This is a genomic window from Stenotrophomonas sp. 62841_Sma (assembly GCF_056482945.1).
On sequence record NZ_CM151224.1, the window covers coordinates 4,713,390 to 4,731,802 of the forward strand.

Consider the following 18,413-nt stretch of genomic DNA (forward strand, 5'->3'; position numbering starts at 1 on the left):
ATTTTACGGCATCGCCGTCGCGGCTCCTGCGACCACCTGGGTTGCCAGTGCCTGCGCCTGCTGACGCAGTTCAGGCACCGCCAGGCTTTCCCACAGGCTGCCGATGCGCAGGCTGCCGAGCACGCCCAGCCGCGCCTGCGGCTGTCCACCAGCGGCACGCAGACGGTCGCCCGGCACCGTGCTGTCCAGGCCCAGCCCATGTGGACCGGGGCGCGCCATGCCGTCCGCCTGCAGCTGCTGCAGCAACGGATTGCGCAGTGCGCTGGCGCGGGTTTCCACGCCGGTGGCGTTGATCACGCCGCCAATCGTCCACTGCTGCTCATTGCCGGAGGTATCGCGGCCAGACAGCCGCAGAACATCATCTTCGCGCCAGACGCGTTGCAGGCGGGACCGGTGGATATGCAGCTGGCCGCTGTCCTGGAGGGACTGCAGCTGTTCATCGACCTCTTCGGCGATGCGGTGGCGATGCACGTCCCAATAGCGCACCACATGGCGCAGGAAACGACGCTGGTCGGCCTCGTCGAGGCTGTACCACAGCGCCTGGCCGTGTGGGCGGATGCGGTCCATCACGCCCTGCCACGGCAGGCCGTCGGCATGTGACTGGCGTGCGAACCCGCGCAACGCGCGCAGGCGCTGGCGCAGGTTCATCGGCAGCAGCGTGGCCGGGTCGAACGTGGGCAGGCCGCCATGCGCATGCGGCAACGGCAGCAGGCCATGGCGCGAGATCACATGCAGCGTGCCGGTGTGGCCGGCAGCGACCAGCGCCAGCACGGTGTCGGCCATGCTCAGGCCGGACCCGACAATGGCGACAGCCTGTTCGCCGGCCAGAGTGCGTACGCCGTCGTAGTCCCAGGCCTCGATCACATCGTCGGCAGCCAGCGCATCGGCACCGGCCACCGGCAGCGGGCGCATGCTGTTGCCGGTGGCGAGCACCGCCTGCGCGGCGTGCAGCGTGTAGCCATCGCCGAGCGTCAGCTGGTAGCCGTGGTCATCCGGCTGCAGGCCCAGTACCGGCTGCGCGATCACCTGCAGCTGCGCCGGGCTGGCTGCGGCAGCGTCCTGCAGGCGCTGCTGCAGGTAGGCCGCGAAGTAGTGGCGGCACACGTAACGCTCGCCCAGCACCTCGCGCGCCTCGCCCGGGTAGGCGTTGGCGGCCATCAGGTAGTCGAGGAAATCGCCGGGCTGGTCGGCAAACGCACTCATCTTCGCCGCCGGCACGTTCAGCAGATGCTCCGGCCACGGCGTGGCATAGGCGATGCCCTGCGCCAGCTGCGAGGCGGGTTCGAAAATGGCCAGCGCCAGCGGCGCCTTGGCCTGGCGCAGTACCTGGATCGCCACCAGCACCCCGGCCGCACCACCACCGATGATTGCCAGGTCCAGTTCGCCATTACGCGGTGAATCAGTCATGTGCCGATTGTAGGCCATCGGCGATGACAGGCCGGATTGCCGAAGCGGGCGGCCGGCATTGCCTTACATCAACGCATCGGCCAGCCGTGCGATGCCTTCGCGGCTGCGCCGCCACGTGGGGCGGCTGCGCCACTGCTGCAGGTCCAGCTGCCGCGACTCACGCAGATAGCCATCCTCGATCTCGCACAACTGCTGCACCAGCGCGCGGTCGTAGCAGATCAGGCCGATCTCGGCATTCAGCGCGAACGAGCGGATATCCATGTTGATCGAGCCGAGCACGGCGATGTCCTCGTCCACGCTCATGTGCTTGGCGTGCAGGAACTGCGGTTCGTACAGGGCGATGCGCACGCCACAGCGCAGCAGTTCGTCGTAGTACGCCTCCTGCGCCCACGAGGTCAGCCGCTGGTTGTTGCTGGCCGACAGGATCAGCTGCACCTGCACGCCGGACAACGCCGCAATGCGCAGCGCGCTCAACGTGGCTTCGTCCGGCACGAAGTACGGCGTGACCATCACCAGCCGCCGCCGCGCCAGGTGGATCAGTGCCGCGACCGCATCACGCGCGTTGCTGTACGGGTAGGCCGGGCCGCTGGGCAGCAGCTGGGTGGCGATGTCGTCGCTGCATTCGGGCACATCGGCGATCACGTCCAGGCGCTGGCCGGTCTCCATGTACCAGTCGCTGGCGAACACCGCTTCCAGATGCGCCACCGCCGGGCCACGCACGCGCGCCACCAGTTCGCGGTTCGGGTGGCCGGGCACGAACTGCGGGCCCGCCAGGTTCTGCGAACCGACATAGGCCACTTCGTTGTCGATCACCGCGATCTTGCGGTGGTTGCGCAGGTCCATGCGCCCGCTGCGGCGCCAGCGCAGGCCACCGGGCAGCATCGCGCGCACTTCGATGTCACGCGCTTCCAGGCGCTTGCGATAGGCGCGCAGGCCACGCTTGGCACCCACTGCGTCGAGCAGCACGCGGCATTGCACACCACGCGCCGCTGCGCGCTGCAGCGCCTCGACCACCGCCTCGCCCACCGCGTCATCGAACATCAGGTAGTACAGCAGGTGCACGCGGTCTTCAGCCTGGTCGATGTCGGCGATCAGCGTGTGCAGCGACTCGTCGTAGTCGGTCAGCAGATCGACGGCGTTGCCGTGCACCGGCATGAAATCGCCCTGGCGCTGCACCAGCGGCACGATCTCGGCGCAGGCAGTGTCAGGCTGCGGGGTCCAGCGCAGGCGATGCTGCAGCGCCTGTTCCTCGCGGATGACCTGCGAGGCCTCGGCCTGGCGGCGGATGCGCTCGCGCGACAGCCACGGGTGGCCGAACAGCAGGTACAGCGGCAGGCCCAGCAGCGGCACGAAGCCGACCAGCAGCAGCCAGCTGCGCGCCGCCCCCGGCGTGGTGCGGGTGGGGATCCAGCACAGCGCGACCAGCCGGATCAGCCAGTCGATCAGCAGCAGGTAGGAACCCAGCAACCACTCGAACAGCATCGCGTCGCCCGTCGGGAGGTGATGGGCCATTCTGCCCAGCGGGGTGTGTAGAGTCGAGCCGCGCTCGACTGCTTTGAAGCCGTGTGCCAACCAAGGTTGGCACCTACCGGGGGTGGGGACGGCGTGCCAACCAAGGTTGGCACCTACCCGGTGAAGGGACAGCGTGTCGACCAAGGTCGACACCTACCGGGGGCGGGACAAGTTGCCAACCAAGGTTGGCACCCACCATCTGGATGCCAGGCATGAAAAAACCCGCCACAAGGGCGGGTTTCTTCGCGGGGATCAGCAATCCTTGCGGATTACTTGATCTTGCCTTCCTTGTACGGGACGTGCTTGCGCACGACCGGATCGTACTTGGAGAATTCCATCTTCCCCGGGGTGTTCTTCTTGTTCTTGTCGGTCGTGTAGAAGTGACCGGTACCAGCGGTCGAAATCATACGGACCTTATCGCGCTTGCCTGCCATGATCGTCTACTCCTCAGACCTTTTCGCCGCGCGCACGCAGCTCAGCCAGAACGGAATCGATACCGTTCTTGTCGATGGTGCGCAGTGCATGCGCGGAAACACGAAGCTTCACCCAGCGGTTTTCGCTGGCAACCCAGAAGCGGCGCTCGTGCAGATTCGGCAGGAAACGACGACGGGTCTTGTTGTTGGCGTGCGAGACGTTGTTACCCGTCTGCACTCGCTTGCCGGAAACCTGGCATACGCGGGACATTGCGCACCTCGATAGTAAGTTGTGTCAGCCCGTAGCCCGGGAGACGGCGGCCTCGATGGTTGCCCACCACACGTCAAGAGAATCAAAGGGTTACGCTGGCGTTGGGCGGCCGGGGACGTGCTCCCGGGGGCGCCGCCCGGTAGAAAACCGGACACAGCGAGCCGCGCATTATGCACGGGTTCAAGCACTTGCGCAAGTTACCCACAGGCCGGGACTGAACCGGGAGGGCCGGGAGCCCACCAACCGGCATACTGGCCCGGTTCACTGCGGAGCTTTCCATGCGGCTGCTGGCCCTGACCTACGGAACCGAAGGCGATACGCGTCCGCTGGCCATGCTCTGCCATGGGCTGATTGGCGCAGGCCACGAGGTGACACTGCTGGCCGATGGCGGCACGCTGGGCAGCGCGCAGGCGCTGAATGTGCCCCATGCGTCCCTGGAAGGTGACATCCATGACGAAGTGGTCGCGCTGGTCTCGCGTGGCAACGGTGTTGCCGCCGCCAGTAGCGGACTGGCACGGATGGCGCTGCAGCATGTCACTGGCTGGATGCGGCAGGCGGACGCGGCGGCCGAGGGTTGCGACGCGATTCTGACAGGTGGGCTGGCGGCCTTTGTCGGCATGAATGTGGGCGAACGCCGGGGTCTGCCGGTGATCGGGACCGGCATGATTCCACTGACCCCGACGCGTGCCTTCCGCTCCCCGTTCCTGCCGCCGGGACGCTCGCCGGGCTGGTTGAACCGGGCCAGCTATGGGCTGGTCAACGGCCTGATCTGGCGCCAGTTCCGCCAGCCGATCAACGAGGTCCGCAAGCAGCTGGGGCAATCGCCGCGCCGCTCGCTGTGGTCCGGCCTGCCGATGCTCTATGGCATCTCGCCGCAGCTGCTGCCGCCACCGACGGACTGGCCGGCCGACCACATCGTCTGTGGCCAATGGCGGTTTCCTGATGCGCCCTGGACGCCGCCGGCCGATCTGCAGGCCTTCCTCGACGCCGGACCGCCGCCGGTCTATCTGGGCTTCGGCAGCATGACCGGCTTTGATCGCGAACGCGTGTTGCCGGCCCTGCTGCAGGCGTTGGCACCGCGCCGTGTCCTGCTGTTTCCCGGCTGGGTGGGACTGCCTGCGATGCGCTTGCCCGATTCTGTCTTCGTCCTGGGCCCGACCCCACACGAAGCGCTGTTCCCGCGTTGCGCATTCGCCATCCACCACGGTGGCAGCGGCACCACGCATTCGGCCTGCCGCGCCGGCATTCCTTCACTGGTGATGCCGTTCGCCGCAGATCAGTTCTTCTGGGCCGATCGCCTGTATCGGTTGGGCGTAGCACCGGCACCGTTGTCACCGAAGCGACTGGATGCAGCAGCGCTGGCAGCAGCCATCACCTTCGCTGCAACCGAAGCAACACGCGCACGCGCGGCGGCCTTGGGCGTGGCGATGAGCAGTGAGGACGGGGTGGCATGTGGCGTGGCAATGATCGAGCGCTGGTTGCGGCCGATGTAACGGCGACCAGGCCTCAGCGCAGATGCGGAATCACCTGGGCCAGTAGATGGGCATCCTTCAACGCGCCGTGCAGGCCGCGCTGGCTGGGAATGCGCAGGCGCTGCAACACATCGTCCAGTTTATTGCCCTGGCCTGGCCAGCGCCCGCGCGCCAGCTTCAGGCTGCAGGTGATGCGGCAATGCTGGGCCAGCGTGCCGGGGATGCCAGCCAGGCGCAGCTCGTTGTCCAGGAAACCCACGTCGAAGGTGGCGTTGTGCGCGACCATCTCGCTGCCACGCAGGAAGTCGAGCAGTTCGGCAGCCTTGCTGGAGAACAGCGGCTTGCCTACCAGCATCGCGTCGCTGATGCCGTGCACGCGCTGCGCGCCCCAGTCCACCTTGCGCTGCGGCTGCAGGTAGGTGTGGAACTGGCGGCCGGTGAGCTGGCCATCGATCAGTTCGACGGCACCGATTTCGATCACCCGGTGCCCCAGGCGGTGGGAGATGCCGGTGGTTTCGGTATCCAGTGCGACGATGCGGCTCATCAGGGTGTGCGTTCTCCAGTACGTGCAGCCGGATTTTCGCACGCGACCGATGCACTCACCCCAACGCTTCCACCACCCAATCAATGAACACCCGCAGCCGCTGGCTCATGTGCCGGTTGGGCGGGAACATCACATGCATCGGCATCGGTGGCAGCTGCCAGTCCCGCAGCAGCGGCAGCAGCTCACCACGCGCCACGTGCGGTTCGGCCATGTAGCTGGGCAGCGCCACCACGCCGAGCCCCGCCAACGCAGCCGCCAGATAGGCGTTGCCGTCGTCGAAGCCGACCGTATAGCGGCCCTGCACCTCGACGCGCTCATCGCCACGCTGTGCAGTGAACACGCGGGCGCGGCCACTGCGCGGGCTGAGGAAACCGACCATGTGGTGATCGGGCCCTTCCAGCGCGCGCGGGTCGGTCGGCACGCCGAAGCGCCGCAGGTAGCCCGGGCTGGCGTGGAAGCCGATCGGCAGCGCGCCGAGCGGCCGCGCCACCAGTGCCGGGTCGGCGGGGGTGCCACCACGGATCACGCAATCGACGTTGTCGGCGATGACATCCACCTCGCGGTCACTCACGCCGATGTCCAGCTGGATCTCCGGGTAGCGCGCCTGGAAATCCGGCAGCGCCGGTACCAGCCGCAAGCGCGCGTACGGCCCGGGCACATCCACGCGCAGGCGTCCGCGCGGTTGGGTGGCCGCGTCGCCCAGCCCGCCCTCCACCTCTTCCAGCTCGGCCAGCAGGCGGGCGATGCGCGGGTAATAGGCCGCGCCATCGGCGGTGACGCTGACCCGGCGCGTGGTGCGGTTGAGCAACCGCAGCCGCAGGTGCGCCTCCAGCTGCTGCACCAGCTGGGTGACCGTGGTGCGGCTGACCTGCAGGGTGTGCGCGGCGCGGGTAAAGCTGCCGGTCTCCACTACCCGGGCAAAGGCCCGCATCGCCTCGAAACGGTCCATGGCTGGCCATGATTGTTTGGAATTGGCAATCAATCTAGGCCGATCATCGCGGTTTATCCAGACAGCGCTGGCGCGGAGGATGGGCGTTCTCTCCCACGGGATCTTCCCATGTCACAGCGTGATGTCGTTTTCCCCGCCAGCCGCCAGACCCTGTACGAGCGCAACCGCTACTCGCCAGCGATCCGATCCAACGGCTTCCTGTTCGTTTCCGGCCAGGTCGGCAGCCGCGAGGATGGTTCGCCTGAGCCGGACTTCGAAGCGCAGGTGCGCCGCGCCTTCGAAAATCTCAATGCGGTACTGGCTGCCGCCGGCTGCAGCTTCGATGACGTGGTCGACGTGACCGTGTTCCTGGTCGACCCCGAGAAGAACTTTGAGAAGGCCTGGGCGATCGTGCCCGAGTACTGGGGCGAGGCGCCGCACCCGACCCTGACCGGCATCGGCGTGACCTGGCTGTACGGGTTCCAGTTCGAGATCAAGGTGATCGCGAAGCTGCCTGCAGACCGGTAGTGCCGGCCGCTGGCCGGCGATGGCAGGCGATTGCCTGCGCTCGTGAGGTTGCCGGCCAGCGGCCGGCACTACCCAGACGAAGGGCACTGCCCCCGCGCGGCCATCATTCCGCAGCAAATTCCAGTGTCCGACGCCAACGCAATGGCTTGGTCGCACGCGCCGGGTCAGGGCCGAACTGGCTCAACCAGCCAGCGGCCATTGCACGGGCACGCAAGCGTTCGCCAACGCCTTCGGCGACTTCCACTTCAACGCGGGTTACCTTGCCTTCGGCATCCACGTCCAGCACCCAGACCAGCTTGCCCACCCATTCGGCCGCCGGGACGGACGGGTCGTAGTTCGGGCGGCCAGCAACGTAGGGGCCGTCGTGCCCTAGATACAGCGGAGACTCCTCCAAGCGGTGATCGACACGAACGGCGGCTTTGCCGGTCCGGCCGTCGCCAAGAACGGCATCCACCGTCCACGTGCCGGCCGTCCCCGCAGTGCCAAGGTCCGCTGGGAAACAGGTCTTGCGGCCACGGAAACCGTCATGCCGGACCTGCGAGATGCGAACGCCATTGGCGTCGCGAATGGTGAGTTCCAATCCGCCCACATCGGCGTCTTCTCCACCGGCGGCAACGCAGATGCGGTGGTCGTGCAGTCCATCGGCAACGAACTGGTAGGCCACTGATCGCGCGATGGCGTCCGCGGGTGTCGGCGACCACAGTAACTCGACGTAGACGTCATCCGAAGCCTGGACAGCGGGGCTGACCAACACCATCAGCAGCCCAACAGCAGCGACGCGTGCGTTCATCGTTCCCTCCCTGGTGACGAATCCCGATCGTCACCGAAGGCGTTGCAAGGTGCAATGGACCGCCCGTGCAAGGGCAATCCGCAGTGCAGGACGCCACCTGAACGGGAGGTTCCGACGAATTCCCGAGGTGGCCATTGATATTGTATCCGGCGAAAACCGCTTGCTAGCCTCCCCTCCATGCGCCGGATCACCCGCCAACTGCGTACGTACCTGATGATGCTGCTGATGGCGGCATTCGTGGTCGTGCCGGTGGCCGACGCACTGGTGTGTGCGGTGGAACCGCATGCCAGCAGCGCCCATGTCGAATCCCTCGCGGACGACGCAGGCGGTGACAGCGACAGCGACAGCAAGCACACGGGTGCCTGCACGCATAACCACTGCCACCACTCCACGCTGAGCCTGCCGGCGAACGATTTCGCCGCCTTCGGTACGCCGCTGCCGGCGCGCTGGATGAATACCGGCGACGTGGCGACCTATGCGGTCGCCCAGGATGAATTGACGCGTCCCCCCCGGGCGTGAGTTGAGCGCGTCCCGCAATCGCGGGCTCCCGTTTCACTCACAACCGGAATCCCCCTATGTCGATCCTGACACCTCGGTCGCCGCGCGCGGCCGGGCTGGTCGTCGCCGTGTTGCTGGGCCTGGCCCCGGCGGCATCGGTGATGGCGCAAGCCGCCCCCTCCTACGACACCCTGCTTGAACGCCTGGACCAGCTGCCCGGTACCCGTGTGGGTACAGCACTGGCCGAGGCCGCCGATGCGCGTGCCGACCAGGCCCGTGCGTTGCCCAATCCTTCCCTCTCCTACTCCGCCGAAAACGCCTGGGGCACCGGCTCCTATGGCGGCATGGGCAAGGCCGATACCGTGCTCACCCTGTCCCAGCCGCTGGAGGTCTGGGGCCAGCGTGGCGCGCGTGTCCGTGCCGCCCGCGCCGAGGCACAGGCCGCCAACCTGCGTGGTGCCCAAAGCCGCAGCGACGTGGCCAGCCAGCTGGCGGTGGTCTACGCACAGGCGGAAAGCGCACTGCGCCGCTACACCCTGGCCGAAGAAGCACTGACCCTCACCCGCGATGACGCCAACGCCGTCAACGCGATGGTCAAGCAGGGCCGCGAACCGCAGCTGCGCGCGGTGCAGGCGCAGAGCGAAGTGGCCAATGCCAGCGCCGCGCTGGATGAGGCTCAGGCCTTCCGCGATGCCGCGCTGGCACGCCTGGCCGGCACGGCACTGCTGGACGCGCCGGTGCAGTCGATCGACAACAGCCTGCTCGACCGCGCCCCGCCGTTGCCACGTGGTGCCACCGATACCGCATTGGCGGTGCGCATCGCCGAAGCCGAAGCCGATGCGGCGGGCAAGCTGGTCGACGTGGAGCGCAAGCGCGCCCTGCCCGACCTCAGTGTCACCGCCGCACAGACCCGCTTCCGCGAAGGCGGCGAGCGTGCCTACAACCTCGGGGTCAGCCTCAGCATCCCGCTGTTCGACCGCAACCGCGGGGGCATCCGCGCCGCCAATGCCGACCAGCGCGCGGCCGAGGCCCGCCTGGACCAGCAGCGCCGCGACAGCGAGGCGGCACGTCTCTCCGCCGTAGCCGGACTGAAAGCCGCCGGAAGCCGGACCCGCGCCGCCGACGAAAGCGTGGTCGCCGCCGAAGAGGCGTATCGCCTGGCCCGCGTCGGCTTCGACGCCGGACGTATCTCGCAGCTGGAACTGCGCAGCACGCGCAGCGCCCTCATCGCCGCCCGCGGCACCGCCGTGGATGCGCGCCTGTCGCGCGTCGGCGCCGAAATCGATCTTGCCCGCCTTGAGGGGCGCGCACCTTTTGTGGAGGCCAAATGACTCTCTCCCGTACTTTCCCGCTGATCGGCGGCGTGCTGCTGACCATGCTGCTGGCCGGCTGCGCTGGCAACGCGCAGACGCCTGCCAATGAAGACCCCGCTGCGGCCAAGGCCGGCACCGACGATGGCCACGGCCATGCCGCCGACAGCAAGGAGGCCAAGGCGGAAACCGCGAAAGCCCCCGCCGACGCCGATGAAGGCGTGGTGCAGCTGACCCAGGAACAGATCAAGGCCTCCGGTATCGAAGTGGTCGCGATCGGTCGCGGTGGCGGTGGCTCGACCCGGCTGTCCGGCAGGGTCGAGCCCACCGTGGGCGCCCGCGCTTCGGTTGCCTCCACGGTGACCGGCCGCGTCGAGCGCGTGCTGGTCGCGCCGGGCACGGCGGTGAAGCAGAACCAGGCACTGGCCATCGTGGTCAGTGGCGAGGCCGCGGTGTTCCGCGCCAATGCGCTGGCCGCCTCGGCCGAAGCAGAAGCCGCGCGCCTGGCCTATGGCCGCGACAAGGCGCTGGTCGACCAGGGCGTGGTCGCCCGCCAGGAAATGGAAACCTCGCGCGCACGTTCGCTGGCGGCACAGGCCCAGGCCGCCGCCGCGCAGGCTCAAGCCGCCGCCAACGGTTCGCCGGACAGCAGCGGTCGCGTGCGCATCACCAGCCCGGTAGCCGGCATCGTCGGCAACGTGCAGGTCACCCCGGGTGGCGTGGTCGCCGCCGGCAGCGCGGTGGCCGACGTCGCCGACCCGACGATGAACGAGCTGGTGTTCACCGCACCGCCGGCGCTGGCCGCGCAGGTCACGCCGGGCATGAAGCTGGAAGTGAGCGTGCCGGGTGGCAGCTTCACCGCCACCGTCACCGGGTCGGCCGCCGATGTCCGCCAGCAGGGCGGCGTCGCGGTGATCCGTGCCACGCCGGTGGATGCCGCGCTGCCGCCGGCCGGTTCGCCGGTATCGGCGGTGGTCGTCACCGAAGGCCAGGATGGCTCGCTCAGCGTGCCCGCCGATGCGGTGCAGAACGTCGATGGCAGCAGCGCGGTGTTCGTCGCCGTCGAAGGCGGCTTCAAGGCGCAGCCGGTGCTGGCTGGCCGTCGTGCTGGTGACCGTATCGAGATCCTCGGTGGGCTGACCGGCAACGAGCGCATCGTCGGTGCCAACGCCTTCCTGCTCAAGGCCGAGCTGGCCAAGGGCGAAGCCGAGCACGGCCACTGAGGAGGCGACCATGTTCAAGCTGATCATTGAAACAGCGGTTCGGCACCGCTGGCTGGTGGTGTTCATGGCGGCGCTGATCGCTGCCGTGGGCCTGTTCCAGCTGGGCAAGCTGCCGATCGACGCGGTGCCGGACATCACCAACCGCCAGGTGCAGATCAACACGGTGGCACCGGCGCTGACGCCGGAACAGATCGAACGGCAGGTGACCTACCCGCTGGAAACCGCGCTGGCCGGCATTCCCGGCCTGACCACCACGCGTTCGTTGTCGCGCAATGGCTTCTCGCAGGTCACCGCGATCTTCACCGATGCCACCGACATCTACTTCGCCCGCCAGCAGGTAGCCGAACGCATGCGCGAAGCATCGGAAGACCTGCCCGACGGTGCCTCGCCAATGCTGTCGCCGGTCACCACAGGCCTCGGCGAAGTGCTGATGTGGACGGTGGACTTCACGGCGTTCGATCCAGCCAAGCTGGCCAAGCCGGGTGAAGCCGGCTGGCAGGCCGGTGAGGTCTACCGCACGCCCGAAGGCAACCTGCTTCGCACGCCGGAAGAACGTGCCACCTACCTGCGCACCGTGCAGGACTGGATCATCGCGCCGCAGATGCGTTCCAGCCCGGGGCTGGCCGGCGTCGATACGGTCGGCGGCTACGTCAAGGAATACGGCGTGCATCCGGACAGCGCCAAGCTGGCCGCGCACGGCCTCGGCCTGTCCGACCTGGTCACTGCCCTGCAGCGTTCCAACGTGCAGGCCGGTGCCGGTTTCGTGCAGCGTGCCGGCGAGGGCCTGGTGGTACGTGCTGACGGCCTGGCGCTGACCACCGAAGATCTGGCGCAGGCCCCGGTGGCCACCCGCAATGGCGTGGTGGTGCGCGTGGCCGATGTGGCCGACGTCGACCTGAGCCGCGCACCGCGCCTGGGTGCGGCCAGCCGCAACGGCCACGAAGCCGTGCTGGGTACCGCGCTGATGATCGCCGGCGGCAACAGCCGCACCGTGGCGCAGGCAGCTGCGGCGCGCCTGGAACAGGTGAACAAATCGCTGCCGGCCGACATCGTGGCGGCACCGGTGCTGGACCGCAGCGTGCTGGTCAATTCCACCATCAAGACCGTGGCCAAGAACCTCACCGAGGGCGCGCTGCTGGTGGTGGTGGTGCTGTTCCTGCTGCTGGGCAACCTGCGTGCAGCGACGATCACCGCGCTGGTGATTCCGCTGTCGTTCCTGTTCGCGGTGATCGGCATGAACCGCTTCGGCATCAGCGGCAACCTGATGAGCCTGGGTGCGCTGGACTTCGGCATCCTGGTGGACGGTGCGGTGATCGTGATCGAATCGACGCTGCTGATGCTGGGCCAGCGCCGCGCCGAACTGGGCCGTGCATTGACCGCGATGGAACGCCTGCGCGTGGCCGCTGATTCGGCGCGCAAAATGGCACGCCCGGCGGCCTTCGGGCAGCTGATCATCCTGCTGGTGTTCGCGCCGATCCTTACCCTGGAAGGCGTGGAGGGCAAGACGTTCCACCCGATGGCGGCCACGTTCATGCTGGCCCTGGTCGGTGCCTTCATATTCTCCTTCACCTTCGTGCCGGCGATGGCCGCACTGCTGGTGCGCGAGCCCAAGGTGAAGGACGGCGATACACATGCTGACGATGGCGAGCACGAAACCAAGCTGATCCGCGTGCTGCGTGCGCGCATCGAACCAGTGGTGCGCAAAGCCGTGGCGCATCCGCGCACGGTGCTGGCCGGTGCGGTGATGATGGTGGTGGTGGGCATCGGTTCGTTCTCGCTGCTGGGCCGCGAGTTCATGCCGACGCTGGACGAAGGCAACGTGGCGATGCAGGCCCTGCGCGTGCCGTCGACGTCGCTGGAGCAGTCGCTGGCGATGCAGCTGGCGCTGGAAAAGGCGATTGCCAAACAGCCGGAAGTGGAAACCGTGTTCTCGCGCACCGGTACCGCCGAGGCAGCAATCGACCCGATGCCGACCAACATTTCCGACAGCGTGATCGTGCTCAAGCCGCGCAAGGACTGGCCGGATCCGAAGCTGGGCAAGGATGCACTGGTGGCACGCTTCGAGAAGCTGGCCGGGCAGCAGCTGGGCAACAGCTTCGAGTTCAGCCAGCCGATCGAACTGCGCTTCAACGAGCTGATTTCCGGCGTGCGTACCGATCTGGCGGTGATGATCTTCGGCGATGACTTCAGCCAGCTGCAGAAGGTGGCCGACCAGGTGGCGTTGAAGCTGCGTGCGGTGAACGGTGCGGCCGACGTGCGGGTGGAGCAGATCTCCGGCCTGCCCACGCTCAACGTGGCCATCGATCACGTGGCGGCGGCGCAGTACGGCCTGACCGCGGCGGATGTGAGTGACGCGCTGGCCACCGGCATCGGTGGTACCGCCGCCGGCAAGATCTTCGAAGGCGACCGTCGCTTCAACGTGGTGGTGCGCCTGGACGATGCCTCGCGCAATGATCCGGACCAGCTGGCTTCGCTGCCGATCGCCACGCCTGCGGGCCTGGTGATTCCGCTGTCGTCGGTCGCGCGCATCACGGTCAGCGAAGGACCGAACCAGATCAGCCGCAACAACGGCAGCCGCCGCGTGGTGGTGCAGGCCAACGTGCGTGGCCGCGATCTGGGCGGCTTCGTCGGCGAGGCACAGGCGGCGGTGGCTGATGTTGCATTGCCGCCAGGCGCCTACCTGACCTGGGGTGGCCAGTTCGAGAACCTGCAGCGTGCGGAGAAGCGGCTGGCGACGGTGGTGCCGGTAGTGTTCCTGCTGATCGGCAGCCTGCTGTTCATGGCGCTGCGCAGCGGCAAGGAAGCCATTCTGGTGTTCAGCTGCGTGCCGTTGGCGCTGGTCGGCGGCATTCTCGCGCTGCTGCTGCGTGGCATGCCGTTCTCGGTGTCGGCGGCGGTCGGCTTCATCGCCGTCTCCGGCGTGGCCACCTTGAACGGCCTGGTGCTGATGCAGGCGATCCGCGAGCGCCTGGATGCCGGTGACCTGCCGCTGCAGGCGGCGATCAACGGTGCATCGAGCCGCATCCGCGCGGTGCTGACCACGGCGCTGGTGGCGATCGTCGGCTTCATTCCGATGGCGATCGCCAGCGGTTCCGGTGCGGAAGTGCAGAAGCCGCTGGCTACGGTGGTGATCGGCGGGTTGATCACCGCCACCGTGCTGACCTTGCTGGTGCTGCCGACCTTCGCTGCGCGGGTGGCCAAGCCAAGGGCGGTGGGCTGAAAGACCACGGGGTCGGATCCTGCGATCCGACCCCGTTTTCCGATCCCTGGTAGTGCCGGCCGCTGGCCGGCAATGTCGAACGTTTGCGGTGCATGCGGGTTGCCGGCCAGCGGCCGGCACTACCCTTGCACTGTCAGGCCTTCTTGCGTTCGGCGATGTAGGCCTGGATCTGCTGTTCCAGCACCGGCAGGGGCACCGAGCCCTGCTTGAGCAGGGTGTCGTGGAAGCCCTTGATGTCGAACTTGTCGCCCAGCTCCTTCTCTGCCTGCGCACGCAGGCGCACGATGGCGATCTCCCCCAGCTTGTAGCTCAGGGCCTGGCCCGGCCAGGAAATGTAGCGGTCCACTTCGGTGGTCACTTCATGCTCGCTCAGCGCGGTGTGGTCACGCAGGTAGGCCAAGGCCTGCTCGCGGCTCCAGCCCTTGCTGTGCACGCCGGTGTCGATCACCAGGCGCGTGGCGCGCCACATCTCGTAGGTCAGGCGGCCGAAATCCTCATACGGGGTTTCGTAGATGCCCATTTCCACGCCCAGCTTCTCGCAGTACAGCGCCCAGCCTTCGCCATAAGCGGAAATATAGGCGTTGCGGCGGAACTCGGGCAGGTTCTTCTGCTCGGCGGCAATGGCACCCTGCAGCGCGTGGCCCGGATCGGATTCATGCAGGGTCAGCGCCGGCAGGTTGTACAGCGGGCGCGACGGCAGGTTGTAGGTGTTGAGCCAGTAGGTGCCCATGCCACCGCGGCCGGCGGTCCAGAACGGCGCGATGTCCGGCGGCACCGGCACGATGGTGAAGCGCGCGCGCGGCAAGGTCATGTACTTGCCCAACTGACCGTCTGCCCGCTTGGAGATCCATGCGGCGCGCGACAGCAGCTCTTCCGGGGTCTTGGCATAGAACTGCGGATCGGTGCGCAGGAAGGTCAGGAATTCGGCGAAGCTGCCCTTGAACTTCACCTGCTTGATGATGTCGTTCATTTCCTTCTGGATGCGTGCAACTTCATCCAGACCGATGCGGTGGATCTCGTCCGGCGACAGGTCCAGCGTGGTGTATTCGTGGATCTGCTGCTTGTAGTACGCCTTGCCGCCCGGCATCGCTTCGGCGGCCAGGGTGGTGCGCGCCTGCGGCACGTACTCGTTGACGAAGAAGGTGCGCAGCTGCTGGAACGCCGGCACCACCTTGCCACTGATTGCTTCGCGCGCCTGCGCCTGCAGCTTGGCCTGCTCTGCGGCCGGAATGCTGTTGGGCAGCTTCTTGAACGGCGCGTACAGCGGCGACTCGGCGGGATCCATCAGCTCGGCGACGGTGGCGATGGACACTTCGCGGCCATCGAGCACCGCGCGCGGCACGCTGAAACCTCGCTTCAGGCCGGCGCGCATGTTTTCGGTCTGCTGGCCGAAGTAACGCGGTACATCGTTCAGGCGTGCGATGTAGTTCTGGTAGTCCTGCACGGTCTTCATCTCGCGCCGGGCCATGAAGGACAGGTTGGACCAGAACGAGGAGTCGGCGTTGAACGGCATCTCGTAGCCACGCAGGCGCACTTCTTCGGCCAGGTTGAACACCTGGTCACGGTAGATCGCGTAGTTGACCTGGTTGTCGGGCGACAGGGTCTTCGGGTCGATCTTCTTCAGCGCGGCCAGGGTCTCGTCCCACACCTTCAGGCGTGCCTGCTGCGCGGCCGGGCCGACGTCGGGCATGCGGGTGGCGTTGGCTGGCGCGTCCTCGTCCTCGCTGGCCTCGCCGCCGCCCTCCTGGCGCCACTTCCATTCCTTCTCGTACAGCGCGCGGAAGGCGGCATCGGCGGGCGATTCGGTGGCCACGCTGGCCGGCGCGGCGGCGGCGGGCGGTGCGGCCAGGGCTACGGCAGGGGCGGACAGGGCGATCAGCAGGGCAACGGCAAGACGGGTTTTCACGAGCACAGGTTCCCGGGAAGGCAGACCCCGATGATGGCACCGCCCACGGCCCGTGGCATGGGACGAAGGTCCTGCCTGCGCAGCAGACCGGGGCCCCGGTAGCGGCCAACCTTGGTTGGCCCCCCAAACCCAGCGCCGACCAAGGTCGGCATCTACCGTAGCGTGGCAGACCGGGGCTCCGGTAGCGGCCAACCTTGGTTGGCCCCCAAACCCAGCGCCGACCAAGGTCGGCAGCTACCGGATGAGGCCCCGAAGACCTAGTGGCTGGCCTTGTCCCGCTTCCATCCGCGGTGCTTGATGTCCAGCTGCAGGCTGTACAGCGCGGTGAATGCCGGGAACAGGTTCTGCAGCACGCCTACCGAGTCCTGCTTGGCCGAGAACAGGAAGTAGCTCAGCGTCATCAGGCTGCCGACCACGCTCATGTACCAGAACAGGCGTGGGATCACCGGCTTGCCCGCACGCTTGGAGGCGATGAACTGAACCAGCCAGCGGCCCCCGAACATCAGCGCGCCGGTATAGCCGATCAGCTTCCAGCCGGTCACATGCAGGCCGGTCCAGTACAGCCAGGTGAGCGGCTGGTCGAGCCAATGCAGCTCCAGATCCATCAACGCTCCTCCACCGCGGTGCGCTTGCTGCGGGTGATCAGCCAGGCCACGCCACGCAGGTCACGGATGCCAACCAGGGCGCGGCCGAGGTTGTTGTACTTGGAGACACCGGCGGTACGGTGGCGGTGGTTGACCGGCACGCTGGTGGTCTTCCAGCCGGCGCGCTGCATCAGCGCCGGCAGGTAGCGGTGCATGTGGTCGAAATACGGCAGGTCGAGGAACGCGCTGCGCTCGAACAGCTTGATGCCGCAGCCGGTATCGGGCGTATCGTCGCGCAGCATGCGTGCACGGATGGCGTTGGCCCACTTGCTGGCCCAGCGCTTGCTGCCGCTGTCCTGGCGGTTGACGCGCCAGCCGGCAAACAGCTTCACCTGCGCCTCGGCCGCATCGCGCGCCGCCAGCAGCTTGGGAATGTCCGCCGGATCGTTCTGGCCATCGCCATCCAGGGTGGCGATCCACGGTGCACGCGCGTGCTTGACGCCGGTGCGCACGGCGGTGCTCTGCCCGCTCTGGTTCACATGGTGCAGCACGCGCAGTTCCGGGGTGGTCGCCTTCAGGCCCTGCAGCACCGCCAGGGTGTCATCGCGCGAGTGATCGTCGATGTAGACGATCTCGAACGGAAGCCGCCCACGCAGCGCGGCGGTGATTTCGGCAACCAGCGGGGCGACATTGTCGCGTTCGTTGAACACCGGGACGACAACGGAAAGCTCGGGTTGGCTCATAAGGCACTCGGCCAAAGGGGGACAAAGACCGCGCATTCTCCGAAGCCGAGGTTATCCGAAGATGAATCCGGCTGTGTGAGGATCCCTCCTCAGGCGCGGTCGCCAAAATACTCGCGGCACCACTGCACGACGGGGGGCAACCCTGCTTCGATCGGGGTCACCGCGTCGAAGCCGAATGCGTCATGGGCGCGCCGGGTATCGGCCATCGTGCGCACCATGTCGCCCGGCTGCATCGGCTTGTAGACCTTCTGCGCAGGGCGGCCGGCAGCCTGCTCGATCACGCTGATGAAGCGCTCCAGCTCGACCGGCGTATGGTTGCCGAGGTTGAACACCCGGTGCGGTACCGGACCATCGGCCGGATGCGCGAGCGCGCCGAGAATACCGGACACGATGTCGGAGACATGTGTGAAGTCGCGCTGCATGCGGCCTTCGTTGAACACGTCGATCGGCCGCCCGGCCAGCACCGCGCGCGAGAACAGCAACGGTGCCATGTCCGGCCGGCCCCACGGGCCATACACGGTGAAGAAGCGCAGGCCGGTGGCATGCAGGCCGTACAGCTGCGCGTAGGTGTAGGCCATCAGCTCGTTGGCCGCCTTGGTGGCCGCATACAGCGAGCGCGGCTGGTCCACGCGCTGGTCCTCGGAGAACGGCGGCGTGGCCGAATCACCGTAGACCGAGCTGCTCGACGCATACACCAGATGCTGCACGCCACGGTGGCGGCACAGCTCGAGCATGTTGACGAAGCCGATCAGATTGCTGTCGACGTAGGCCTGCGGATTTTCCAGCGAATAGCGCACGCCGGCCTGTGCAGCCAGATGGATCACCGCGGTCGGCTTCACCTCGTCGAACAGCGCAGCCAGGCCCTGCTGGTCGGTCAGGTCCAGGGTGCGCAGGTCCAGCGTCGGGCACAGCGCGGCCACGCGGTCGCGCTTGATCTGCGGGTCGTAGTAGTCGTTGAAGTTGTCCAGGCCGACCACCGGCTGGCCCGCCTCCAGCAGCGCGCGGGCGGTGTAGGCACCGATGAAGCCGGCAGCGCCGGTAAGCAGGATGGTCATGGCAGGGGC

At 67.5% G+C, this 18,413-nt stretch carries 17 protein-coding genes; 6 read left to right on the forward strand and 11 right to left on the reverse strand.

The window, feature by feature from the left end; genetic code table 11:
* Positions 1-3: 3 nt before the first annotated feature.
* From ACZK5G_RS21935 to rpmB, 4 genes are all read right to left on the reverse strand, one after another.
* Positions 4-1,425 (reverse strand): FAD/NAD(P)-binding protein, encoded by a 1,422-nt coding sequence (locus ACZK5G_RS21935; RefSeq protein WP_478464827.1) that lies wholly within the window; start codon positions 1,423-1,425, stop codon positions 4-6.
* Positions 1,426-1,470: 45 nt separating this feature from the next.
* The gene (gene cls, locus ACZK5G_RS21940) at positions 1,471-2,889 is read right to left on the reverse strand and encodes a cardiolipin synthase (RefSeq protein WP_100435485.1); all 1,419 of its coding nucleotides are present in this window, start codon (positions 2,887-2,889) and stop codon (positions 1,471-1,473) included.
* Between the two features lie 299 nt (positions 2,890-3,188).
* Complete coding sequence (gene rpmG, locus ACZK5G_RS21945; RefSeq protein ID WP_170272460.1) at positions 3,189-3,356, reverse strand: 50S ribosomal protein L33; 168 nt, start codon at positions 3,354-3,356, stop codon at positions 3,189-3,191.
* 10 nt (positions 3,357-3,366) lie between these two features.
* Complete coding sequence (gene rpmB / locus ACZK5G_RS21950; protein WP_005411638.1) at positions 3,367-3,603, reverse strand: 50S ribosomal protein L28; 237 nt, start codon at positions 3,601-3,603, stop codon at positions 3,367-3,369.
* Between the two features lie 278 nt (positions 3,604-3,881).
* Between rpmB and ACZK5G_RS21955 the strand changes: the two genes are divergently transcribed.
* Positions 3,882-5,096, forward strand: a complete 1,215-nt coding sequence (locus ACZK5G_RS21955; protein WP_125893325.1) for a glycosyltransferase — start codon at positions 3,882-3,884, stop codon at positions 5,094-5,096.
* A gap of 13 nt (positions 5,097-5,109) precedes the next feature.
* On the opposite strand, the gene dnaQ is transcribed toward ACZK5G_RS21955, so the two are convergent.
* Together dnaQ and ACZK5G_RS21965 are read right to left on the reverse strand one after the other, a co-directional pair.
* On the reverse strand, positions 5,110-5,619 hold the full coding sequence (dnaQ, locus tag ACZK5G_RS21960) for a DNA polymerase III subunit epsilon (RefSeq protein WP_065198402.1): 510 nt from the start codon (positions 5,617-5,619) through the stop codon (positions 5,110-5,112).
* A 55-nt stretch (positions 5,620-5,674) separates the two neighbouring features.
* A complete protein-coding gene (locus ACZK5G_RS21965) occupies positions 5,675-6,568 on the reverse strand; it encodes a LysR substrate-binding domain-containing protein (protein ID WP_478464828.1) in 894 nt (297 codons plus the stop codon).
* Between the two features lie 108 nt (positions 6,569-6,676).
* On the opposite strand from ACZK5G_RS21965, the gene ACZK5G_RS21970 reads away from it, so the two are divergent.
* Complete coding sequence (locus ACZK5G_RS21970) at positions 6,677-7,075, forward strand: RidA family protein (protein WP_478464830.1); 399 nt, start codon at positions 6,677-6,679, stop codon at positions 7,073-7,075.
* A gap of 103 nt (positions 7,076-7,178) precedes the next feature.
* Here ACZK5G_RS21970 and ACZK5G_RS21975 read toward each other — a convergent pair whose 3' ends face one another.
* Positions 7,179-7,865, reverse strand: coding sequence for a hypothetical protein (locus ACZK5G_RS21975; RefSeq protein WP_228756494.1), 687 nt, complete (start codon positions 7,863-7,865; stop codon positions 7,179-7,181).
* A gap of 177 nt (positions 7,866-8,042) precedes the next feature.
* Here ACZK5G_RS21975 and ACZK5G_RS21980 point away from each other — a divergent pair, with 177 nt between their 5' ends.
* From ACZK5G_RS21980 to ACZK5G_RS21995, 4 genes are read left to right on the forward strand one after another with little or no spacing between them, the layout of a single operon-like run.
* Positions 8,043-8,384: a hypothetical protein gene (locus ACZK5G_RS21980; RefSeq protein ID WP_164080026.1), complete on the forward strand. Its 342-nt coding sequence runs from the start codon at positions 8,043-8,045 to the stop codon at positions 8,382-8,384.
* A gap of 56 nt (positions 8,385-8,440) precedes the next feature.
* Positions 8,441-9,694 (forward strand): TolC family protein, encoded by a 1,254-nt coding sequence (locus ACZK5G_RS21985; protein WP_478464832.1) that lies wholly within the window; start codon positions 8,441-8,443, stop codon positions 9,692-9,694.
* On the forward strand, positions 9,691-10,896 hold the full coding sequence (locus tag ACZK5G_RS21990) for an efflux RND transporter periplasmic adaptor subunit (RefSeq protein WP_329894023.1): 1,206 nt from the start codon (positions 9,691-9,693) through the stop codon (positions 10,894-10,896). Before ACZK5G_RS21985 ends, ACZK5G_RS21990 begins: the two co-directional genes overlap by 4 nt.
* Before the next feature lie 10 nt (positions 10,897-10,906).
* Positions 10,907-14,116, forward strand: a complete 3,210-nt coding sequence (locus ACZK5G_RS21995; RefSeq protein ID WP_478464833.1) for an efflux RND transporter permease subunit — start codon at positions 10,907-10,909, stop codon at positions 14,114-14,116.
* 133 nt (positions 14,117-14,249) lie between these two features.
* Here ACZK5G_RS21995 and ACZK5G_RS22000 read toward each other — a convergent pair whose 3' ends face one another.
* The 4 genes from ACZK5G_RS22000 to ACZK5G_RS22015 all read right to left on the reverse strand — a co-directional run bounded on the left by ACZK5G_RS22000 (position 14,250) and on the right by ACZK5G_RS22015 (position 18,404).
* Positions 14,250-16,022 (reverse strand): DUF885 domain-containing protein, encoded by a 1,773-nt coding sequence (locus ACZK5G_RS22000; RefSeq protein WP_478464835.1) that lies wholly within the window; start codon positions 16,020-16,022, stop codon positions 14,250-14,252.
* Between the two features lie 257 nt (positions 16,023-16,279).
* Positions 16,280-16,627, reverse strand: coding sequence for a lipid-A-disaccharide synthase N-terminal domain-containing protein (locus ACZK5G_RS22005; RefSeq protein ID WP_005414908.1), 348 nt, complete (start codon positions 16,625-16,627; stop codon positions 16,280-16,282).
* On the reverse strand, positions 16,627-17,349 hold the full coding sequence (locus tag ACZK5G_RS22010; protein WP_005420380.1) for a glycosyltransferase family 2 protein: 723 nt from the start codon (positions 17,347-17,349) through the stop codon (positions 16,627-16,629). The genes ACZK5G_RS22005 and ACZK5G_RS22010 overlap by 1 nt, the downstream gene beginning before the upstream one ends.
* 89 nt (positions 17,350-17,438) lie before the next feature.
* A complete protein-coding gene (locus ACZK5G_RS22015) occupies positions 17,439-18,404 on the reverse strand; it encodes an NAD-dependent epimerase/dehydratase family protein (RefSeq protein WP_049399164.1) in 966 nt (321 codons plus the stop codon).
* Between the last annotated feature and the right edge of the window lie 9 nt (positions 18,405-18,413).